The sequence below is a fragment of the Chryseobacterium sp. G0201 genome, assembly GCF_003815655.1.
Taxonomy (GTDB): domain Bacteria; phylum Bacteroidota; class Bacteroidia; order Flavobacteriales; family Weeksellaceae; genus Chryseobacterium.
In genome coordinates this window covers 3,328,644-3,351,509 of the sequence record NZ_CP033917.1, presented here as the reverse complement: position 1 = coordinate 3,351,509, position 22,866 = coordinate 3,328,644, and the positions used below count along the sequence as shown (strand labels likewise).

Here is a 22,866-nt window from a genome sequence, read left to right as displayed (position 1 = left end):
GAATTTCATAGATCAGCTTTTTTTATGAACAAAAATTAAAATAAGTTGTTAAAGATCATTATTAAATGAGTTTTCATATTTATTAATGAGCAAACACGATAAATATCATGTTTTTATTTAGAATAGTTAAAATAATTTATATAGTTTTGTGGAATCATTCTAAATAAGGAAAAATAAACATTAAGATATTATGAAAACAAAACTACTTTTATCTTCTCTATTTGCTCTATCAGTTCAACAAACCGTGTTGGCTCAAACAGATGCTAACGGATATACACAGGTAGATCTTTCTATGGGTTCAGGATACCAGAACCGTGTATTTTTTAGTTTACCCGGAAATAATATTGTTTCTCAACCTGCCAATTCATGGGATGTGGCATTTTTTAGAAATTCGGCAATGAATTTCGGAACAAGAATCAATGATGCTAAAGATATTATGGTGTATCAGGCTTCAAACAACCTTGCAGACTGGGATAATATCAATATCGCTAATTTATCAACTTGGGGAGAACCACTTTATAATCCGGATAATACAACTACTATTCAGGAAGGTGCTTTTGAGCAAGGCTCTGCTCCATACGGATGGGGACAGTACAATGGGGCAAATCACCACATTGAAGGAACAATTATATTTGTTTTAAAATATCCAAATAACACATATATAAAATTTGCCATTCAGGATTATTTTGGAGGTTATACTTTCAAATATTCTAAATGGAACGGAACAACCTGGGACGCTACCCAAACAAAAACATTGGCAAACGGAACAGACGATGCTTTTTTCAACTATTTCTCTTTCACAACGAATGATAAAGTAGCTAATCTGGAACCTGCAAAAAATGCTTGGGATTTGATGTTTACAAAGTATTATACTTTCTATAATAACATCATGATGTATCCGCTTTCAGGAGTTATCCAAAATCCGAGCATCACAGTTGCAAAAGTACAGCCGGAAACTCAGGCAACATCTACTTTTACGGCTCCTGCAGCAGTTAATTTTTCAAGCAATATTACATCAATCGGTCACTCATGGAAGCCTGTTTCAGGAGTTTACAGTGATGTAGTGTACTATATTAAAAAAGGAAATGACTATTACAGAATGTATTTTGTCTCAAACGGAGGTCAATCTACTGGTAATATGTATTTCAAATACAAAAATATCACTTCAACATTGGGAGTTACGGATATGGCTAATAAAAAAGCTTCATTCGGTATTTATCCAAACCCGACAACTGCTGATAAACACGTTACCGTCTTATTCGATGTTAAAGAAAAAGCGAATAATAAAGGTAATGTAGAAGTATACGACCTTTCGGGTAAAAAAGTATACACGGCAGAATTAACCAATCAGACAGGTTTCTACAAGCAAGATTTGAATCTTTCTCACCTTACCGCAGGAAATTATCTTGTGAAAATAACTTTCGGAGGAAACACAGAAACCAAAAAACTGATTGTAAAATAATGCAAAAGTGAATTGTGAAATTTAAAAATTGACAACAAAGTGAATTCACTATTCACTTTCAAAAATAAAATTTTAATACTTTCTATTTTTTCTAATAAAAGGCTGCCTACAAATTGTAAGCAGCCTTTTAAAATTTATTTTAATTTAGATATTAGAAGCTAGATATTAGAAATTAGTTTTAAAACTATCCGCAAAAATCTTTACAAATCTGCTACAAAATCTTGCGTCCTCTATATACCTGAGTTGAGCTTTCCAGCATTTTAGAAATATCTTTTCTGAAATTCAAAAGGTGATCCTGCCCGTTATGACGGCTCCAGTGTTCTTCGCTTTCCCATAATTCGACCATTAGAAAAGTTCCTTTATTGTCTTTATCTTCAACAAGATCATATTGCAGACAACCTTCTTCTTTTCTGGTTTCTCTTACCAAAGTTTGAAATAATTCTACCGCATCCATTAAGTAATTTTCATTCAACTTAAAAAGCGCAACAACGTGTAAATTCATGTTCTGTTTTTTATGGTGTAAAAGTAAAGTATTTTCAAAATTGAAATACATTTTTACCTATTTTAGTTTTCCACAATCAACAGTTTTTTTTAACTGAAAACAGATTTATAAATTGTAATAAAACTCATCACAATCACCAAAGTTCCAATCACAATGAACATTTTTTTCACCGGAAGTTTCGCGGTAAGCATCGCCGAAAAAGGTGCTGTGATAATCCCACCAATCAAAAGACCTAAAATAATATTCCAATGTTGAATTCCTAATGTAAAAAAGAAAGTGATCGCAGCAGTTATGGTTAAAATAAATTTGGCCACCGTTGAACTTCCAACAGCAAATCTTGGCGTAAAAGCATTTTTAATTAAAGTTCCGGTAACCAAAGGTCCCCATCCTCCACCGGCAAAAGAATCTATAAAACCACCGATTAATCCTAATCTTGTTAAGTTGGTTTTTCTTTTCAAAGCTTTATTCTGTTTAGGTTTAAAAGCATTTGACAAAATCTGGATTCCAAGATATAAGGTATAAAAAGCGATAACGGTTTTAGTAATTTTTGAATAATATTCACCCACATACGTCAGACTCAAAGCTCCGATAACAGCTCCTATAATCGCAGGAATGGCTAACTTTTTAACCAAACTTACGCTTATATTCTTCAATTTAAAATGACTTATACTTCCCGCAGCTGTTGTAAAACTTTCTGCAGAATGAATACTTGCACTCACAATATGCGGCGGAATATTCAGAAATAAAAGAGTCGTCGTACAAATCACGCCATAACCCATCCCCATTGATCCGGCTACAATTTCTGCCACAACACCAACTAAAAGCATCCAGTAAAAAATATGATTATCCTTTTCTAAAATGGTTAAAAGTTCATCTAGGTAACCAAATTCATACATGGAAAAAACTGCAATAGCAACTATTACAGCGGTTATCAACAGGACGTTTAACCTGATCTGAACTTTCCTGGAAATTACCATATTATAAAATCATTACTGCTCCAACCGTTGAATTACTTGTCTCGTCGATCAAAACAGCGTTTCCGGTATCACGACTATCTTCAAAACTATCAAAAACCAATGGTGAAGCCGTTTTCAAGCGAACTTTTACCACTTCATTTAGTTTAATACTTTCATTAATTGGTGTTTTTTCAAGTGTATTGACATCAATTTTATATTCAATTTCTTTGATGATCGCTTTTAAAACTTTGCTTTTATGTTGAATGAAGTATTTATTTCCTTCGTTCAGTTCTTTTTTATCGAGCCAGCAGACAACGGCTTCTATTTCATTTTCAACTTTCGGAAGATCGTCAGTTTTTACTAAAAAATCTCCTCGGCTGATATCAATATCATCTTCAATATGCAAAACGGCAGGCTGATTGGTGAAAACAGATTCCACTTCTTTTCCACCTGTTTCTATTTTTGAGATTTTGGTTTGAATATTTTGAGGAAGAACCGTTATTTCATCGCCTTTTTTATACATTCCAGAAATGACCTGTCCAGCATACCCTCTATAATCATGTAATTCTTCAGTTTGTGGACGAATGACATATTGCACCTGAAATCTAGGTTTTTCAACGTCTTTATTTTGATTAACTTCAACATTTTCAAGAAAATCAAGAAGCGTGGAACCTTTATACCAAGCTGTTTTATCAGACTTTTCAACAATATTATCACCGTTAAAAGCCGAGATTGGGAAATAACTCACGTTCGGTAAGCCCAATTTCTCAGCAACCAATTGATATTGAGCTTTAATATCATTATAAACTTCTTCGGAATACTCTACCAAATCCATTTTATTAATCGCAACAACCACATTTTTCATCTTTAACAATGAAGCAATGATTGAATGTCTTCTTGTTTGCTCAATCACACCTTGTCTTGCATCAATCAAAATCACGATCAACTGTGAGTTTGAAGCTCCCGTAATCATATTTCTTGTATACTGAATATGTCCCGGCGCATCTGCAATAATGAATTTCCTTTTCGGAGTCGAAAAATATCGGTAAGCAACGTCAATCGTAATTCCCTGCTCTCTTTCAGCTCTTAAACCGTCGGTAAGAATCGCAAGATCAATTCCGTTTTCGTTTTTATTTTTTGATTGTTTTTCCAACGCTTCAAGTTGGTCAATCAATATATTTTTACTGTCGTACAAAAGTCTTCCGATCAACGTACTTTTGCCGTCGTCTACACTTCCCGCAGTGATGAATCTTAATATATCCATATTTATTTTATTAATGATAATTGATCAATGATAAATCATTCCTTCTTTGCGCATACCTAAAATCATTTATCAATTATATTCTATCATTTATGTTAAAAATATCCTCCTTTTTTTCTGTCTTCCATTGCAGCTTCTGTTACTTTATCATCAATTCTCGTTTCGCCACGTTCGGAAATTTTGGAAGCAGTAATTTCTTTCACCACCTCATCTAAAGTTTCGGCTGAACTTTCAACTGCGGCAGTACATGTCATATCGCCAACGGTTCTGTAACGAACTCTTTTATTGACAATTGTATCATTTTCATCAATTTGAATAAAATCGGAAACTGCAATTAATTGTCCTTCATATTCAATTACATCCCTATCATGCGCAAAATAAATCGGCGGAAGTTGAATATTTTCTTTTTTAAGATAGCTCCAAACATCAAGTTCTGTCCAGTTGGAAATCGGGAAAACTCGTACATTTTCACCTTTATTGATTCTTCCGTTGTAGATATTCCATAATTCTGGACGTTGTAATTTCGGATCCCATTGACCAAATTCATCACGAACAGAGAAAAAACGTTCTTTTGCTCTGGCCTTTTCCTCATCTCTTCTCGCACCTCCGATACAGGCATCAAACTGAAACTCTTCAATCGTATCTAATAAAGTATGCGTTTGTAACCAATTTCTGGAAGCAAATTTTCCTTTAGGCTCGGTCAAATTCTTTGCTTTAATGGTGTCTTCAACCTTTCTTACAATTAATTCTGCGCCTATATTTTCTGCCAAATAATCTCTGAACTGTAATGCTTCCGGAAAATTATGTCCCGTGTCGATATGAACCAACGGAAACGGAATCTTCATCGGAGCAAAAGCCTTTTTCGCCAAATGAACCAATGTAATAGAATCTTTTCCGCCACTGAAAAGTAAAGCAGGTTTTTCAAACTGGGCAGCGATTTCGCGCATAATGTAAATGCTTTCGGCTTCCAACTGTTCCAGATAGTCTAGTTTATGTGTACTCATTTTTACTACTTAAAATTTAAATTAATGCGTATGCAGACCGCATTCTTTGTGTGAACTTTCCCACCACCAACGTCCAGTGCGAGGATCTTCTCCTTCTTCGATCGCTCTTGTACAAGGTTGACATCCAACGCTGATAAATCCTTTTTTATGTAAAGACAATTCCTGAACTTTATGTTGTTCTAAATAATCTAAAACATCCTGATATGTCCAGTGAATTAACGGATTGTATTTGTACAACTTACGATCTTCATCCCATTCGATGATCGGCATATTTTCACGATTTTCTGATTGTTCCGAACGAAGACCAGTGATCCACACTTTTGCCCCTTCCAATGCTCTATTCAAAGGTTTTACTTTTCGGATAAAACAACATTCTTTTCTATTTTCAATGGAATGATAGAAGGCATTGATTCCTTTTTCATTCACATATTTTTCTACATCAGAACTTTCCGGAAAATAAACTTCCGTTTTGATCTTGTATCTTGAATTGTTTTTTGAAAGTAGATCGTAATGTTCATAGAAAAGCCTTCCTGTATCTAAAGTGAAAACTTTGATCGGTAATTTTTGATTAAAAATTATATCCGTGATCACCTGATCTTCCTGACCAAGCGATGTTGAGAAAACAACTCCGTCTGAGAATTTTTCTGAGATAAATTTCAATCCATCCTCTACTGAAAGCTGTTTTAGTGTATCTGCATCTTCTGTTGAAATCATATTTATTCATTTGAAGTCATGCAAATATCTAATAAAATAATTATCCTACCAAATAAGTAGACTAATTATTCAAAAAAAATGGATCAGATCAATCGATCAAATCCAGTAAACTTTTTTCTTCTAAAATTTTAAGCGAAGCGTCTCGAACTTCAATCAAAACATCATGTAAACTACAGTGATCTTCGTTGCAGTCTTCACATTTTTCGTAAAAATTTAAACTTACGCAAGGTAAAAGCGCAATCGGACCATTCACCAAACGAATGATTTTCGCAAGTTTTACTGTTTCAGGATGTTCCCGTAAAAAATATCCGCCTCCTTTTCCTTTTTTACTATCAAGGACATCGGCTTTTTTTAATTCAAGCAAAATATTTTCCAGAAATTTTAATGGAATCTTTTTTCGTTCCGCAATTTCGGAAATAAGAACAGGGCCGTCATTTCTTTTTTCTACAAGATATGAAAGCGCCTTAAAAGCATATTGAGATTTTTTAGATAGCATTACAGCAAAAATAAGAAAATAGTTTGAGATGTGTAATATTGATGTTGGAAGTTGGAAGATGATTGCTGGAAGCCTTTAAACTGAATTATCTACTTCCAACATCTGACTTCCAACTTCCATCCAAAATCCCTATTTTTGCTCCATGTTCAGTAAACAACAGGCACAACAAATAAAAAAAGACTTTTGGACGGCTTTTGGGAAATCATTTCCAAGAAAATGGCTGTTGTATAATACCAAGGTTAAGGATTTTTCATTCAAATTCAATGCAGAAACTAGAAAAGCAGAAGTTTCTTTAGATATAGAAATGAAAGATGAAGATTTTAGAAATGCCTATTATAACAAAATTTGGTCTTTGGAAGACATTCTGAAAGATTTTATTGGAGATTTTCAAAAAGAAGAATATTTTACATTAGATAATGGAAAAGTAATTGCTAGAATCTGGGTTGAAAAACATAACGTTTCAGTTTTCAATAAAAATACCTGGCAGGAAATCTTTGAATTTTTTGTAGAAAAAATGGATGGCTTTGAAAGGTTTTATTATGAATATGAGGATTTTATAAAAGATGTTTAGAGTTAATGGATGACTATTATAGTTGAATTATTACTAAGATTATTAGCCGGAATATTTTATATTTTTGTTGAAATACTTATTCAAGAAAGTTTTTCTGGGATAATACGTTTTGTGTCCAGAAAAGTATCGCAGTTCTTTTCATTCATTTTTAAATAAAATTTAACTATAAATTCAAACTTCCGTTTAAAATTTTTCGTATTTTAGTTGAATAGTAAAAGTATCAGTTTTGTGAATATTCATAATGCTTTCAAGCTTAATTCATATATCCTTTTCACTACTTTTTTCAAACTCAAATCACAAAAATTTTAAATATAATGGAAAACAATTCGTTTATTTTCACAGACGGAACCGACCCCAAGATGATTGAAGCTTATAAAAAAGCGCAGGAAACCTTTAAATATTTCTGGCGAGAGCAATCTTGGGAATACAGAAGAATTATCCCTGGGCTTAATCTGGCTTGTGTAAAAGCCGCTTTCTCGCAGGAAGATCCGGAAACAGGGAAAAATATCGTAGAGCACATGTGGATTAGTGATATTGATTTTGATGGAGATCATGTAAAAGGCTATTTGATGAATGAACCTAATGACATCACCAACATACAGCCGGGAGATTATTTTGAAATCCCTTTAAATGAAATCAGTGACTGGCTTTTTGCTATTACCCCAACCGAGAAAAAATCAAAATTCTCTAAATTATTTTCTTCCTCCTCCACTCCTTTACCTAAAGCTTATGGTGGCTTCACCATACATAAAATGCGTGCCGACATGGACGAAACGGAACGACAAGAGCACGACGATGCATGGCAGCTTGATTTTGGAGATTTTAATGATATTGAGCTCGTTCACGAACAAAAAGAAAAGCCTGAAAATCTTGTTGAACATCCCATGAGCAGAAATATGAAGGAAGATTTCGTGAAGTTTTTACAACAATATCCTAATGAATTAACGAATATAGATGAAAACGGATTGACACTTCTTCATAAAGAAACCATTGCCGGAAATTTAAGTTCTGTCGAAGTGATTTTGGAAGCCGGAGCCGATCGAAATCTACAATCCAACAACGGAAAAACAGCCCTTGATTATGCCAAACAACTGAATTGGGAACATTTGATTCCTGCTTTAGAAAACTAAATAGATAAAGAGAGACTTTAGGGTTTCTCTTTTTTGTTTTAATTGAAAGAAAAATAACTTAAATTTGTAATGATGGAAGAAAAAAATCTTTACATAATTTAAGGTTGCAATGGAGCTGGGAAAACTACAGCTTCTTTCACGATCCTACCAGAAATATTAAATTGTAAAGAATTTGTGAATGCTGATGAAATTGCAAAAGGTTTATCTCCTTTTCAACCGGAAAAAGTTTCTTTTGAGGCAGGAAGAATCATGCTAGCGAGAATTGATGAATTATTTAAAAGCAATGAAAACTTCGCCTTTGAAACAACTTTAGCAACAAAATCTTACAAAGATAAAATTTTAAAAGCTAAAGAAAAAGGATATAATACTACTCTTCTTTTCTTCTGGCTAAAGAATCCGGAACTTGCAAAAGAACGTGTAAGAACAAGAGTTCAGGAAGGTGGTCATAATATTCCTACAGATGTTATCGAAAGAAGATATCATAATGGAATTATAAATCTTTTTAATATTTATCTTTCAATTGTGGATCAGATTTTGATTTTTGATAATTCCGAAGGAAACCATATTTTGATCGCGGAAAAAAATATCAATGAAGAAATTATCATTTATCACGAGGAAAAATTTAATGAACTAAAAAATTATGATGACAAAAGAAGCTAAGGACGAAAGAAGAACTAAAATTTTAAAAGGTCTTGAACAAGCCTATGAAAAAATGCTCGACTTCAAAAGAAAAAGCAACAGTGAGGTCGTGATTATACGAGAAAATAAAATTGTGAAAATAAAGCCTTAATATTTAAGGTATATTATAATTAAAGAGAGACTTCCGGGTTTCTCTTTTTTTACTCCTCTATTCCAAATTCACGATTCGGTTACATCATTCATTGATTGAGCTACTTTTCCCATTCCACATCTTTCCATCTTTGTACCATCATTTAAAACAAATAAAAAAATGGAAACAAAAAAAGTATGGCTCATTACAGGAGCCTCAAAAGGTTTGGGATTAGCCTTAGTTAAAAAATTATTAGAAAAGAATTATCGTGTTGTTGCAACCACCAGAAATGCTCAGTCATTGATTTCCGAAATCGGAGAAGCTTCTGAACAATTTTTACCACTTGAAGTTAATTTAGTAGATAATGAAGATGTCCAATCAGCCATCGCAAAAAGTGTTGATTATTTTGGACAGCTTGATGTAATTGTCAATAACGCAGGCTACGGATTGATTGGAACTTTGGAAGAACTTTCCGACAAAGAAGCAAGAGACAATTTCGACATCAATGTATTCGGAACGCTGAATGTAATCAGAAATGCAATGCCTTATCTTCGTCAGCAAAAATCAGGACATATTTTCAACATTTCTTCCATTGGAGGATACTCCGGAAACTTTCCGGGTTGGGGAATTTACTGTGCTACAAAATTTGCAGTGGCCGGACTTACAGAATCATTAGCCGAGGAAATTAGAGATTTTGGAGTGAAAGCAACCGTTGTGTATCCGGGATATTTCAGAACAGATTTCTTAAGTAAAGACTCTGTAAAAACGCCTGAGAATGCTATTCCGGAATATGAAACAGCAAGAAATTCGGAACAATCTCATCTTGATGAAATTAATGGAAATCAGCCTAATGATCCTGAAAAAGGAGCAGAAGCTTTGATCGCAATCAGTGAAGAACAAAATCCACCAGTACATTTCTTATTGGGTAGCGGTGCTTCTGAGTTTTTGGATAATAAAATTGCTGCAATTAAAGGAGATGCGGAAAAGTGGGAAAGTTTGACTTTATCGACTGTGATTTAATTTATTAAAAACTTATAGATCCCTCGACTCCGCTCAGGATGACATCGCTAATACTAACCGTTTTAATTAATACGCAAAGTTTTCACAGTGTCATCCTGAGCCTGTCGAAGGATCTTAAAATCAAAATCTTAATGATTAAAAACAAATAAAATCAATTTCAAAATAATTAAATACCTTAGCATTATGAAACAGACATTTCGTTTTAATTCAATCTCGGAATTTCATGCTTTCTGTAATCTTCCGAATCCTGAACATCCTTTGATCAGCCTGATAGATTATAGTAAGGTCAATTATCCTACGGACGATAATGAGCTGAAATGGATCCAGAATTTTTATTCAATCGGCTTGAAACGGAATGTTAATGCTAAGTTCAATTACGGTCAGCAGAAATATGATTTTGATTCCGGAGTGTTGTGTTTTGTTTCTCCGCTTCAGTTTTTAAGCCTTGAAATGAAACCGGATGTTGAAGTGGAACCGACAGGATATTTATTACTGATTCATCCCGATTTTCTTTGGGGAACCTCTTTGATCAAGAAAATAAAATCTTACGATTTTTTCACTTATCAAATTAATGAAGCACTTTTCCTATCCGATAAAGAAGAAAAAATTATTGTTGACTTATTTAAAAATATTGAAAAAGAATATCAGACCAATATTGACAAATTCACCCAAGAACTCATTGTTGCTCAATTGGAATTATTTCTGATTTATGCAGAACGTTTTTATGAACGTCAGTTTTTTACAAGAAAGAAATCAAGTCACGAATTGCTGGAAAGATTTGAACAAGTACTATCCCAATATTTTGATAATGGAAATTTAATTGAAAATGGTATTCCTTCCGTCAAAACTATTGCCGAACAAATGAATATTTCCCCCAATTACCTGGGAACTTTATTAAGAATCCATACCCAACAAAACACACAGCAACATATTCAAAATAAAATCATTAACACAGCAAAAGAACGTTTGAGTACAACAACTCTGTCTGTGAGTGAAATTGCTTATGAATTGGGATTTGAGCATCCGCAGTCTTTCAGTAAATTGTTTAAACAAAAAACGAATCAGTCACCCTTGGAGTTTCGGAAATTGTTTAATTAAAAAATATAAATCATCACTTTTTGTCAAATGACAAATCGCGGAAAACTAAGTTTACCTAACTTGCATTCATGAAACAATTATTTGATTTTATTTTAAGATTTGGAAATCTTAATCAGCAACAGATCGATTTTATTTCAAGCAAAGCCGTTGAAATCAATTTTTCGAAAGAAGAATATTTTTCAGAAGCAGGGAAAATAGCAAAACAAGTCGGTTTCATTGTAGATGGAATTTTGCGCGTTTGCTATTACAATAATAAAGGCGAAGAAATCACCAAATACTTCATTGAAGAAAATAATCTGGTTGTAGATCTGGAAAGTTTTGATAATCAAATTTGTTCAAGTGCCTATGTTCAGGCGGTCACCGACTGTAAAATGATCGTTTTTTCAAGAAAAGACTGGTTAGAATTACTACAAACCATTGTTGGTTGGGAAGCTATTGTTCATAAAATTATTTCCAGAGCATTGATTCAGAAAGTGGAAAGAAGAAGTCCTCTTGTTTCAGAAGATGCTACAACACGCTATCTTAAATTTTTGGAGATCTACCCTACTGTTGTCAACCGTATTCCGCTTTCGTATATTGCTTCTTATTTGGGAGTGACGCAGTCTTCTTTGAGTAGGATTAGGAAGAATATTGGTAAAGTTTAGATTTTTAACTTTATAAAAAAAGTTTTAATTGGCTTATTAAACGAAAGTTTTTTTAACGCAAAGATTTATTTCTAATTTTGCCTATTTAAAGGGGCAAAGAATTGAATCAATATAATTGATTCTTAAGAAGCAACCTTCATCAGCGACTTTATCGCACCTCTTTGCTCTCTAAAATTAATCTATTTTTGATATTAAAACTTTGCCTTTAAAAATGGATTTTATTGTTTACAGTGACTTTGTCATTCCGTAGGAATCTCAACCAAGCATTGAAAACAGTATTTTATATAGGTGTGTTTAGATTCCTACGGAATGACAAAGTCAGTATGTATTCTCTTCATTGAATTAATCAACTTCCAACTCATCATCGCTTTTTGTCATTTGGCAAATGTTATCTTATTTAATTGGCGGACTTTTACATCATCAATTAAAAACAAAGAAAATGAATTCAGTATTAATTACAGGAGCCAACAGAAGTATTGGCCTTGAAACCGCAAAACAACTTTCAGAAAAAGGATTATTCGTTTATTTAGGAAGCCGTGATCTTGAAAAAGGAGAAGCTATCGTCAAAGAATTAACCGAAAAAGGTTTTCAAAATATCAAAGCCATCGAAATAGATGTTACCAATCCCGATTCTATTTCAGCAGCTAAAAATTTGGTCGAAAAAGAACAGGGAAAACTGGATATTCTAATCAACAACGCAGGAATTTTAGGCGTAAATCCTCAAACTGCAGCAGAAACATCGATCAAAGATATTCAAACCGTATTTGATACCAACTTTTTTGGAGTGATCAGTGTGACACAGGCATTTTTAGAACTGCTAAAAAAATCGGAAAGCCCGAGAATAACTAACATTACTTCCGGGTTGGGTTCATTAACCCTTCACAGCGATCCGACTTGGAAATATTACAATGTAAAAGCTGCTGCTTACGGACCTTCAAAGTCTGCATTGAATGCTTACACGATTGTTTTAGCCTATGAATTGAAGGATCTTCCTTTTAAAGTAAATGTTATCGATCCCGGCTATACGGCAACAGATTTTAACAACCATAATGGTCCGGGTTCTGTTGAAAGTGCTGCTACTTTTATCGTTAAACACACGCTTACGGATGAAAATGCACCAACAGGACAGTTTTACAGTAATGATATTGAGGATGAAATTGGGATAAGCCCGTGGTAGTATCTATTTTATAACTAATGAGTAAAGAGAGACTTTTGGGTTTCTCTTTTTTATATGTTATCGATTTTATATATTTGATATTATAATTACTGATAATTAAATACAGGCTGTGATTTTAAAACTTCATTGCAAGCTAATATTAATTGATAATTGTAAATTAATAACTAAAATTATAAATGACTGAAAAAGAAAATTTTAAAATTTGGATGAACGATAAATGGTCTACAGGAACCATTAAGTCATATTCTTCAAAAATTGATAAACTTTCAAAAGATCTTGTTGCAAAATCAATGATTCATACAAGATCATTATACGAAATTAAAAACTCAAATGATTTAACAATAATTTATAATAACTGGTTTACAATTCCAGAATTTCGAGAAAGAGATTTGAAGAATAGAACACAAGATTCTAATGCTTTTAAAAGATATATTGAGTTTCGAATCTATGAAGAAAAACTTGGAAAAATATCTAATCCAACTTTATCATTAACTCCATTAATTGAAATAGAAGAAAAAACAGAATCTTATTTATTTGCTCTTGAAGAGCATTTACAAGATTTTTTAATTCGAAATCTTTCAACCATAAAAAAACATAAACTTAAATTATATGATGATGGTGAAAGACGTGGAAAAGAGTTTCCTACCGAAGTAGGTCTAATTGATATTTTAACAACTGATGAATATGATAATTTTTATGTATTCGAAACAAAGTTATCAAAAGGAATGGACAAAGCACTTGGACAACTTTTAAGATATATGGGGTGGGTTAAAATAAATTTGGCAAAGGATAAAAATGTATTCGGAATAATTGTAGCTAATAAAATGGATGAAAAAATAAAATATGCCGTAGAAATGACACCAAATGTAAGCTTATGTGAATATGAAATGAAATTTGATGTAAAGTTTTTAGAAAAAATGTAAAAAAGAGAAACCTCAAAGTTTCTCTTTTCTATTTAGTTTCTCTTTTCTATTTATATTCTATCCAAACTTCTTCTTCCTCAACCAGAAGAACAATCCTCCTAACAATCCGATAATTGCTAAAGGAAGCAGTAAATTCAGCCACTGCCAATTGCCTTTCTCTTCGGTTATTCTTTGTCGGTCAAGAAGTCTTTCTTCGATGTTTCTGTTTCTTAAATCCATTAAATTACTGTCGTCTAAGAGATAATCTAAAGCATTTCTTAAAAACTGTTCGTTTCCGAATTGCTCATTCGTCATCAGGTCAACACCTAAAGGTAAAGGTTCGTCTTTGATCACTTTATTTCTTCCTATATCACCGTCTGCAATGACGATCATTTTGTTTTCAGGGCTTTGAGCCTTAAATCCGGGATACGATTTTCTTTCAATTCTAGATCCGTAAGCAGAAGTAAATTTCCCTTCCAAGGCAACGGCATAAATCTTCGGAGTACTTGGCTTTTCCATTTGTCCGAGACTGTCTACACTTGCAATTTCTTTCAGATCAACATAGTTTGGAACCTGCTTTAAAAGCGTTCTCTCACTCGATTCAAAAAGAATATTGGTCTTAATATTTTTTCTTCCTAACGTATCGATTGATGTCGGGAATTCAAATTTTACAGGGTTGATATTTTTAGTGATCGGATTATTGTGTTCAGCAATTCCAAGAGGATAATATGGCCACGGAAGACTTGTATATTGTGCATTTCCGCTTACTTCTCCTGTTACCAATTTCAGCAAAGCAAATTTCTTCAAATCTTTCACCAAGGCCGGATTGATTCTCAGTCCATAATTGAAAAAGAAATCCGTCATATTGACATCTACAGGAAAAGGCATTACTTTTTGAGACCTCATCAGCGTATCCATTTCGGCGTTCACGGCATCGATCATCCATAAAGTTTTTCCGCCGTTCATGATGTATTGGTCAAGAATTACTTTTTCGCCATCTGTAAATGCTTTTCTAGGTTTTGCAATCACCAAGGCGCTCATCTGTTTCAATAAAGGAACATCAGCAACAGTCAGTTCAACCTGATTTTTAGGAATAACAGGTCCTGCATCGTAACTTTCAGAAGCTAATTCCATAAAACCATGAAATTCACGTGGATTTAATTCATCCTGATTCACCAAAATTCCGATCTTTTTTCTTTTATCGGCTGCAATATTTTTGATGTTTGAAACAAGATTGTATTCAAGATTTTCAATTGATTTTGTCAGTTGTTCGTCTGCATTGATGTTCGCCTGCTGTACAACCAAAGGAATTGAAACTCCCTTTTTATCGTACTTCACCACAGCATACGGGAAAAGCATGATTTGTGAAACCTTTCCATCTTTAATATCAGGAAGTACCGAAGGCTGCATTCCCATTGCCATCAATGTGTCCTGAGACATTTTGGTTTTAATAGGATCAATGAATTTAAAATCTATGTTTGAATTGATCTTTCTGAATTCTTCCAGCATAAATTTCGTTTCGCCCTGAAGCTGTTTGAAACTTGCAGGAAAATCGCCTTCCAAGTATACATCAACGGTCAATGGTTTCTTAACCGATTTTAATACTTTGATGGTATTCTCAGAAAGGGTATATCTTTTTTCTTTTGTTAAATCTAATCTGACCCCTGAAACAGCCAGAATAATGACCAATGGTAAAACAACGAAAAGTAAAATTCCTAATGGAGATTTAAATTGTATCTTCTTCATAATTCTACTTCTTTTTATTGATAAAATGATTAGACAAAGCGAGCGTAAGACCAATGATAAAAACAAAATAGGCTACATCCTTGAAATCGATAAGACCTCTTGTGAAACCTAAAAAGTGTTGATAAAAACCAACATTCTGCAAAATAAAATCTGCTCCGCCCAATAATTTATAACTAGCCAACTGTTCGATCCCGAAATACATGATGAAACACATGAAAACGCCCAACAGATAAGCCATGATCTGATTTTGAGAAAGCGAAGAAGCTAAAATTCCAACACCTGAAAATGCGGCGATCAAAATGATCATTCCGATATAACTTCCGAAGGTCATTCCAAGGTCGATATTTCCGGCAGGAACTCCCAAAACATAGACTGTGTAAAGGTAAATCAATGAAGGAATCAAACATAATATCCCAACTACCCAAACGGAAAGAAATTTCCCAAGAACTAAATCTGAAATTTTCAATGGCTGAGAAAACAACCAGTTTAATGTCCCGGTCTGCTGTTCTTCCGCAAAAGTTTTCATAGACAATGCCGGAATGATAAACATCAACAACCACGGAACCAACACAAAATAGCTTTGTAAAGAAGCCATTCCGATGTCGAAAATATTAAAATCGTTATCGAAAAAAAACAGAAAAAGAGTCGCTATCAAACTGAAAGTTGCAATGATGATCCACGCGCTCCAATTCCCAAAGTAACTCCAAAGTTCTTTCTTAAAAATTGCAATCATAGTTTTTTTTAATTTGCAGTAAACAATATGCTATAAGCAGTAAGCAGAAAAGCTTATCGCTTACTGCCTTTAGCCTAAAGCTTTTATTATTTTTTCTTGTTTTTATTTACCAATTTAACGGTCATCATGATTAAAAATACCAAGACGAAAAATCCGGCAATTAATTGCCACCAATATTCAATCGCCATTGATTTTAATATGACTGTGAAAACCACCAGAAACAAAATAAACGTTGCGATTTCATTCGCTTGTCTTAATTTTATATTGGCTATTTCTAAGGTATTCCCGTTTAATTCTTTTAGTTGAAGTACTTTTTTCCAGCACCAGTAATGATAAATCGCCAAACCAATCAGAAAAGTTAGTTTTAAATGAAACCAGGACATTTTCATTAAACCCGGATTCAAAAAGATCATCACCAATCCGCATACCGTCATAATAATTCCGGCAGGAACGGTAATAATATTCCATAATCTTCGAGCCATGAAAGTATATTGTTCTCTTAAAATCTTCTTTTTTTCTTCGGCAAATTCATCGGTATCTTTATAGTAAACGAAAATTCTTACGAGATAAAAAATTCCCGCAAAATAACTTACCATAAAAATGATATGTAAAGCTTTTATTATTGTGTAAAGCATTCTAAACTTTCTATTTTATAAAGGAAATACTATCAGCTTTTTTACCCTGTTCATATATTTTCATATACAACGGTTTTCCTTGATTGTTGTAATATTTCCATTCTCCAAAGTAATACCAATGACGTTCAGTTTTAGAAATATCTAATTTTGACTGTCCTTTTTCCATGATATTTCCATTGGAATAATATTTTTTGGTCTTTGTGATATCTTTTCTGACTTTATCTTTCTGATATATCTTTTTATCAAGAAATGTCTTCCAAGTTCCGACCTTCTCTCCTAGTTTATATTTTCCTACCGCAATAAGAGTTCCTTCATCTGCAGAATATTCTTCTCTCCATTTTCCATCTCTCTTATTGACATTATTCTGATCTTTTACATATTGATTCAATTTAGTTTTACATGAAACTAAAACGAAACAACCTATTAAAATCAAAAACCTTATTTTCATATAATTATTTAGCTACAGAATCAGCAACTTCAGTAATGATAGATTCATCAGGTTTTAATTGAATTCTTTTCGCACCTAACTTGGTGTAATATTTTTCCAATTTATTTAAGTGATCTTCGCTTGTTTCTTTGCCTTCTACATGCAAACTGTAATCACTCCAAATGCGAATAAAAAACAAATCTTTAACTAAAATTCTGTAATTCGACTGCTCGAAAGTCTTGGCGAGATAATCATCAAGATTGCCTTTCGTTTTAAATTCATTTATAATAACTCCACCATCACCTCTTTCTCCATTATTATAAATGAAGGCATATAACTTTTTGATCGAAGAACCAACTTCCTTCTCCTCAATTTTAGAAATAACATCAGGATTATCCGTCACAAAAGGGATCTGAGTGATCCCGATGTCTTTCATTTCTTTATTTATTTTAGCAGGTCTCATGCCTTGCAGTTCAACATTTTTAAGATCAAGATCCATAATATTTTGTGCAAAGAAGCTTTGAAAACAAACAAAACCAATAATCAGTATTATTTTTTTCATAACCAGCTTTTTAAATTTTTATAATTAATAAATTTTTGAGTGTCTGTCTTCAATACTCATATTTTTTAACGCAAAGCTAGCAAAGTTTTTTTGCAAATAATTACGTTGATTTTAAGTTCGCAAAGGCGTTCTACTCAGCAAAGTTCAGAGAGACTTTTTTCCATTAAGTCAAATTGCGAATAATTATTAAGAAATTACTCCTAGTTCCTTTCCTACTTTTTCAAAAGCAACGATTGCCTTATCCAAATGTGCTCTTGTATGCGCTGCAGAAAGCTGAACTCTGATTCTCGCTTTTCCTTTCGGTACAACTGGATAGAAGAATCCGATTACGTAAATTCCTTCATCCATTAATTTTTCGGCCATTTTCTGAGCTAATGGTGCATCGTACAACATTACCGGAACAATCGCAGCGTCACCATCAGGAATATCAAAACCTTTAGCTTTCATTTCCGCTCTGAAATATTCAGCGTTTTCCATTACCTGATCACGAAGAGAAGTATCGTCTGAGATCATTTCCAACACCTTCAAAGCTGCACCCACGATTCCGGGAGCCAATGAATTAGAGAATAAGTAAGGACGAGAACGCTGTCTCAACATATCGATAATCTCTTTTTTACCTGAAGTAAATCCTCCCAAAGCACCACCCAAAGCTTTTCCTAGCGTAGAAGTAATGATGTCTACTCTACCCATCACTTCGTTGGCTTCGTGAGTTCCACGACCAGTTTTTCCGATGAAACCAGTTGCGTGAGAGTCATCAACCATTACCAAAGCATCGTATTTATCGGCTAGATCGCAAACTCCCTTCAAGTCGGCAACGATTCCGTCCATTGAGAAAACTCCGTCTGTCACAATAATTTTGAAACGGTGATTTTTTTCAGAAGCAACGATCAACTGAGCTTCCAAATCTGCCATATTATTGTTTTTGTAACGATATCTTGCCGCTTTACAAAGACGAACTCCGTCGATGATTGAAGCGTGGTTTAATTCATCCGAAATAATCGCATCTTCTTCTGTGAATAAAGGTTCGAAAACACCTCCATTCGCATCAAAGCATGCAGCGTATAAAATAGTATCCTCAAGACCTAAGAATTGAGCAATTTTTTCTTCCAACTGCTTGTGAATATCCTGAGTTCCACAGATGAAACGTACAGAAGACATTCCGTAACCATGAGATTCGATCATGTCCTGAGAAGCTTTCATCACTTCAGGATTGTTTGATAATCCCAAATAATTGTTGGCACAGAAGTTCAGGAGTTTTTTTCCGTTGGCTTCTATTTCCGCACTTTGCTGAGAAGTAATAATTCTTTCTCTTTTGAAAAGCCCGTCGTTCTCGATATTCTTAAGTTCGTTCTGTAAATTTTGAAGATATTTTTCAGAAATCATTTTTAGTAATTTTTTAGATGCGCTAATTTAAGAAAAAAAGCCATTTCATTATTATGAAACAGCTTTGTTATTTATAGATTCGGAAAATAAATTTTATATTAATGCTTAATAAATTTAATATTCTTTTCTTTTATTGTGAAAACATAAGTTCCGGGAACCAATTCTGAAATATTAATCGGTTTATTAGGCTGATAAATATCTTTTCTGACTAATTTTCCATCTACAAAATGGATTGTGAAATCTGTTGGTTTATCAATACCTTTTAAATACAATTCATTCTTCGCAGGATTTGGATATAATGAGAATTTATCAATAGCTAGATCTGCCGTAGACAATGTGTTATCCTGACTAACAGTCGAGTTTCTCTCTAACATCTGGTATTCATAATTAAACTGAACACTTGCTATCGGAAAAGTAACAGATTCCGTAAAATATTGATTGTTCGTTGTATTATTTAAAGCAAAATAAGCTATTTCTCCTCCTGTTCCAGTCACTTTTATTGGAAGTGGCATTTCAAAAAAGCTTACTGTAGGGCTACTTTGTGTTTGTGAGGCTCTAAATGTCACTTGATTTCCGACCTGTCTCCATTTGATATTATACGTAGGATATCCTTCTCCATACACCCAATCATTAAAAAATTCTGTAAAATTTCTTCCTGTAGACAGTAATAAAGAAGCGCTCAAATCTTGTGTTTTTGCATAATTATACGCTAAATTCGGTCTTGCATGATAATCTTTCAAGGCCTGATAAAAAGCGGTATCCCCTAAAATCCATTTGATCATTCTTACAATATATCCACCTTTTGCATAGGACAATCTACCACTGAAAATATCACCAATATTTCCCAGCTTTGAATCCGGAACATATGTACTTCCTCCTGTTGCGCTGGTAATATAATCTTTCTGACCAGACAAATAATTCATAAACTGGGCATTTATCATTAATAATTTTTCATTAGCCAAATGTTCCCCGAATGTTGCGAAACCTTCATTCAGCCAAATGTCATTCCATGCACCACAGGTTACTTTATCTCCAAACCATTGATGAGCCAACTCGTGTGCGATCACAGTTTTACTCCATCCACTCATAGAAGACATCGTTTGATGCTCCATACAAACACCTCCGTACTGAAATTCCATGTGTCCGTACTTTTCATTTCTGAAAGGATATAATCCAAAATAGGTTTCAAAGGTATTCATGATTTGCTTCGTCCAGTCAATATCAGCCATAATAGACGGATTACTGGCGGAAGTCGGATATAAATAATTCACAAAAGGAAATGGCGGATTTCCCATGGTATCATTCAATTTAATAAAATTCGTGATAGAAAGTGCAATCAAATAAGCTGATGTGGGATACATTGTTCTCCAAAATGTAAGTTTCTGACCACCCGAAACCGCTGTTTCTGACATTAATTTTCCGTTGGCCGCTACATTATATTGAGAAGGGGTTTTAATTTTAAAATCAAACCTGTCGATCTTATCATTCATACTTTGCTTAGTCGGAAACCAGTCCTGTGCGCCGTAAGGTTCATTTAATGTTGAAAGAATAGGCGTTCCGTTTTGAGTACCAGTTGCAAAGGCATTATTAGTTGTTGGCGGAGGTCCTGCATACTGTATTGTTAAAGAATCTAGGACATTAGCAGGAAGAGAAGACTGAAAATCAATTTTCAGTTCCTTTGTAGGAAGTTGTTGAAAGACAAGATTTGTTCCGTGATACTGAACCTGAGAAACCGTTAAAGTATTTGCAAGGTCAAAATAGATACTGCTCATGCTTTGAGTCGGCTTAAAATGAGAAGTTACCGAACCCGAAATATTATACACTGTTGGATTTAGTGTAACATCCATTCTCTGATACTGCAAATCGTAATTTAAAGTATTGGGATTGATGTTATAAGCAGTCATTTTTTTGGCAAAAGATTTAGCTTCCTTTGCGATCAGACCTTTCATTTCTATGTTTTGATCCTGATTCTGGCTATAGAATTGCTGAAAGGATAAAATAGATAAAACTAACAGATAAAATTTTCTCATATTCAGTTTGTTACAGTATCAAAGATAAAAAAAACCTTCTAATCATTGATTAAAAGGTTCTTATATTATTTAAAATAAAAATATTTTTAAAGATCTAAAGCCGGTTCTAGAATTTTTTCCATTCTTTTCTTCACCATATCTACAGATCCTGAATAATTATTAACTAATAGTGAAAAAACTAAAGTCTTCCCGGAATTTGTTTTCATATATCCAGCTAGAGCTTTTACTTTATTTAAAGTTCCTGTTTTAGCAAAGATTTGTCCGTTTCCGGTTCCTATGAACATTCTTTTTAACGTTCCAGATTGTCCGCCAATCGGCAATGAAGTTAAATACGTTTTGTAATATTTTTCATCCATTAAAGATGTTAAATATTTAACCTGAGAGATCGGCGTAACATTATTGTTTCTTGAAAGTCCGCTACCATCGATATAATTTAATCCCATCATATCAAACCCTTCTTCTTTCAAATGATTCGTTACAACTATTCTACCAGATTCTGAAGTCTGATCACCTTTGCTTTGGAAACCTACTGTTTTCAATAAAGCTTCAGCCAAAGAATTATCACTGTGCTGATTCGTATAATAAACAATATCACCTAAAGTTGGAGATTTATACGCTGAAACCAATTTTCTGCTTTCAGGAGTGGCATCCGTCATTTTAGGAGTTACTTTTCCGGTAACGCCTATTCCGCTTTTTACTAATGTAGCTCTTAAAGTATTTGCTAAATAAGCTGGAGCATCGGGTAATTTTGTTGTTAAAATTCCGTCACCTTCGTATTTGTCGGCAAAAACCATTTGGCTGTTGTAAGGAGAAACATAGAAATATTTCTTCTCTCCTGAGAAACTGTTTCCTTTTTTTACGATCAGTTTTTCGTTGGCAGGATTTATTTCACGAGTTGTACCAACCGGCAGGTAGTAATTATTGTTTTCTAACCAAACAACATTTTCCGGAAGTCTCGAAATGTTACCTTTGAAAAGCGCTGTCTGAATAATAATATCACCATTTACCTTTTTGATTCCCTCACGAGACATCCCACTGATGAAGTCTGAAATAATATCTCTGTAAGAATAAGCTCCGGCTTTATTCGTCCCTAAAGACGGGTCACCGCTACCTACAACATACAGATTTCCGTTCAAAACTCCATTTTCGTCTACACTTCCTGAGTATTCCAGCTGAGTCATCCAACGATAATTTTCACCTAACAGATTTAAAGCTGTCTCAGTGGTTAATAATTTCGTTGTAGAAGCCGGAACCAGAGGAGTGTTTTCGTTGTACGAAGAAATTACTTTCTTAGTTTTCGGGTCATACACTACAAATCCCCAAGTTGCATTTTTCAGCACAGGATCTGCCATCATTGTGTTTACATTAATATCTACCAGCTCTTTAGCCGACAAAATCGTTTTCTCCACAGCCGAAGTGATGGGAGAAGGCAAGTTTAAACTACTCTTTTGATTGTCGTAAGCCTGAGAATAAAGAACGGTAGAAACAGTAGATTGAGCGAGGAATAAACCAGAAGCCAATACTGCTGCACTTGAAACATATTTTCTGAAATTTACCATCTATTTTGTTTTTGTTTTCTAGTTTGATTCCTATAAAAACGATTTGTTAAAAATCATTCAATATAAGACTCAAACATTTAATCAA

The 22,866-nt window shown here is 33.7% G+C and carries 23 protein-coding genes and 1 pseudogene; 10 read left to right on the top strand and 14 right to left on the bottom strand.

All coding sequences use genetic code 11. The features are described from left to right. Positions 1–190 precede the first annotated feature (190 nt). Positions 191–1,462 carry a T9SS type A sorting domain-containing protein gene (locus tag EG348_RS15075; protein WP_123983818.1) on the top strand — a complete coding sequence of 424 codons (1,272 nt, stop codon included), beginning with the start codon at positions 191–193 and terminating at the stop codon, positions 1,460–1,462. A 211-nt stretch (positions 1,463–1,673) separates the two neighbouring features. Here the strand turns inward: EG348_RS15075 and EG348_RS15070 are convergent, their stop codons facing one another. The 6 genes from EG348_RS15070 to EG348_RS15045 form a co-directional block, all read right to left on the bottom strand. Then, the gene (locus tag EG348_RS15070) at positions 1,674–1,964 is read right to left on the bottom strand and encodes a putative quinol monooxygenase (protein WP_072412514.1); all 291 of its coding nucleotides are present in this window, start codon (positions 1,962–1,964) and stop codon (positions 1,674–1,676) included. Between the two features lie 89 nt (positions 1,965–2,053). Beyond that, positions 2,054–2,941 carry a sulfite exporter TauE/SafE family protein gene (locus tag EG348_RS15065; RefSeq protein ID WP_123983817.1) on the bottom strand — a complete coding sequence of 296 codons (888 nt, stop codon included), beginning with the start codon at positions 2,939–2,941 and terminating at the stop codon, positions 2,054–2,056. A gap of 1 nt (position 2,942) precedes the next feature. Then, positions 2,943–4,184 carry a sulfate adenylyltransferase subunit 1 gene (locus EG348_RS15060; protein WP_123983816.1) on the bottom strand — a complete coding sequence of 414 codons (1,242 nt, stop codon included), beginning with the start codon at positions 4,182–4,184 and terminating at the stop codon, positions 2,943–2,945. A 92-nt stretch (positions 4,185–4,276) separates the two neighbouring features. Then, positions 4,277–5,185 carry a sulfate adenylyltransferase subunit CysD gene (cysD, locus tag EG348_RS15055; RefSeq protein ID WP_123983815.1) on the bottom strand — a complete coding sequence of 303 codons (909 nt, stop codon included), beginning with the start codon at positions 5,183–5,185 and terminating at the stop codon, positions 4,277–4,279. Positions 5,186–5,206: 21 nt separating this feature from the next. Next, positions 5,207–5,899, bottom strand: a complete 693-nt coding sequence (locus EG348_RS15050; protein ID WP_123983814.1) for a phosphoadenylyl-sulfate reductase — start codon at positions 5,897–5,899, stop codon at positions 5,207–5,209. A gap of 88 nt (positions 5,900–5,987) precedes the next feature. Further along, complete coding sequence (locus EG348_RS15045) at positions 5,988–6,395, bottom strand: RrF2 family transcriptional regulator (protein ID WP_123983813.1); 408 nt, start codon at positions 6,393–6,395, stop codon at positions 5,988–5,990. A 142-nt stretch (positions 6,396–6,537) separates the two neighbouring features. Between EG348_RS15045 and EG348_RS15040 the strand changes: the two genes are divergently transcribed. The 9 genes and pseudogenes from EG348_RS15040 (at position 6,538) to EG348_RS15005 (ending at position 13,727) form a co-directional block, all read left to right on the top strand. Then, positions 6,538–6,966 (top strand): DUF4268 domain-containing protein, encoded by a 429-nt coding sequence (locus EG348_RS15040; protein ID WP_123983812.1) that lies wholly within the window; start codon positions 6,538–6,540, stop codon positions 6,964–6,966. A gap of 314 nt (positions 6,967–7,280) precedes the next feature. Continuing rightward, the gene (locus tag EG348_RS15035) at positions 7,281–8,096 is read left to right on the top strand and encodes a DUF2314 domain-containing protein (protein WP_123983811.1); all 816 of its coding nucleotides are present in this window, start codon (positions 7,281–7,283) and stop codon (positions 8,094–8,096) included. Positions 8,097–8,168: 72 nt separating this feature from the next. Further along, positions 8,169–8,756: pseudogene (locus EG348_RS15030) on the top strand (zeta toxin family protein). After that, entirely contained in the window at positions 8,737–8,886 is a 150-nt protein-coding gene (locus EG348_RS21760) for a hypothetical protein (protein ID WP_164463232.1), read from the top strand. Before EG348_RS15030 ends, EG348_RS21760 begins: the two are co-directional and overlap by 20 nt. Positions 8,887–9,045: 159 nt before the next feature. Further along, the gene (locus EG348_RS15025) at positions 9,046–9,885 is read left to right on the top strand and encodes an SDR family NAD(P)-dependent oxidoreductase (protein ID WP_123983810.1); all 840 of its coding nucleotides are present in this window, start codon (positions 9,046–9,048) and stop codon (positions 9,883–9,885) included. A gap of 183 nt (positions 9,886–10,068) precedes the next feature. Continuing rightward, the gene (locus EG348_RS15020; RefSeq protein ID WP_123983809.1) at positions 10,069–10,983 is read left to right on the top strand and encodes a helix-turn-helix domain-containing protein; all 915 of its coding nucleotides are present in this window, start codon (positions 10,069–10,071) and stop codon (positions 10,981–10,983) included. 68 nt (positions 10,984–11,051) lie between these two features. Next, complete coding sequence (locus tag EG348_RS15015) at positions 11,052–11,627, top strand: Crp/Fnr family transcriptional regulator (RefSeq protein WP_123983808.1); 576 nt, start codon at positions 11,052–11,054, stop codon at positions 11,625–11,627. A gap of 439 nt (positions 11,628–12,066) precedes the next feature. Beyond that, positions 12,067–12,804, top strand: a complete 738-nt coding sequence (locus EG348_RS15010; protein WP_123983807.1) for an SDR family oxidoreductase — start codon at positions 12,067–12,069, stop codon at positions 12,802–12,804. Positions 12,805–12,980: 176 nt separating this feature from the next. Beyond that, positions 12,981–13,727: an endonuclease NucS domain-containing protein gene (locus tag EG348_RS15005; protein WP_123983806.1), complete on the top strand. Its 747-nt coding sequence runs from the start codon at positions 12,981–12,983 to the stop codon at positions 13,725–13,727. 57 nt (positions 13,728–13,784) lie between these two features. Here the strand turns inward: EG348_RS15005 and gldG are convergent, their stop codons facing one another. The 8 genes from gldG to dacB form a co-directional block, all read right to left on the bottom strand. Further along, a complete protein-coding gene (gene gldG / locus EG348_RS15000) occupies positions 13,785–15,452 on the bottom strand; it encodes a gliding motility-associated ABC transporter substrate-binding protein GldG (RefSeq protein ID WP_123983805.1) in 1,668 nt (555 codons plus the stop codon). Between the two features lie 4 nt (positions 15,453–15,456). Next, complete coding sequence (locus tag EG348_RS14995) at positions 15,457–16,185, bottom strand: ABC transporter permease (protein ID WP_123983804.1); 729 nt, start codon at positions 16,183–16,185, stop codon at positions 15,457–15,459. A gap of 86 nt (positions 16,186–16,271) precedes the next feature. Next, positions 16,272–16,820, bottom strand: coding sequence for a CopD family protein (locus tag EG348_RS14990; protein WP_123983803.1), 549 nt, complete (start codon positions 16,818–16,820; stop codon positions 16,272–16,274). A 10-nt stretch (positions 16,821–16,830) separates the two neighbouring features. Further along, positions 16,831–17,268: a hypothetical protein gene (locus tag EG348_RS14985; RefSeq protein ID WP_123983802.1), complete on the bottom strand. Its 438-nt coding sequence runs from the start codon at positions 17,266–17,268 to the stop codon at positions 16,831–16,833. Between the two features lie 4 nt (positions 17,269–17,272). Continuing rightward, positions 17,273–17,809 carry a hypothetical protein gene (locus EG348_RS14980; protein WP_123983801.1) on the bottom strand — a complete coding sequence of 179 codons (537 nt, stop codon included), beginning with the start codon at positions 17,807–17,809 and terminating at the stop codon, positions 17,273–17,275. A 186-nt stretch (positions 17,810–17,995) separates the two neighbouring features. Next, positions 17,996–19,192 carry a glycine C-acetyltransferase gene (gene kbl / locus EG348_RS14975; RefSeq protein WP_123983800.1) on the bottom strand — a complete coding sequence of 399 codons (1,197 nt, stop codon included), beginning with the start codon at positions 19,190–19,192 and terminating at the stop codon, positions 17,996–17,998. A 98-nt stretch (positions 19,193–19,290) separates the two neighbouring features. Beyond that, positions 19,291–21,222: a M1 family aminopeptidase gene (locus EG348_RS14970; protein ID WP_123983799.1), complete on the bottom strand. Its 1,932-nt coding sequence runs from the start codon at positions 21,220–21,222 to the stop codon at positions 19,291–19,293. A gap of 86 nt (positions 21,223–21,308) precedes the next feature. Next, on the bottom strand, positions 21,309–22,781 hold the full coding sequence (gene dacB, locus EG348_RS14965; protein ID WP_123983798.1) for a D-alanyl-D-alanine carboxypeptidase/D-alanyl-D-alanine-endopeptidase: 1,473 nt from the start codon (positions 22,779–22,781) through the stop codon (positions 21,309–21,311). Positions 22,782–22,866 lie beyond the last annotated feature (85 nt).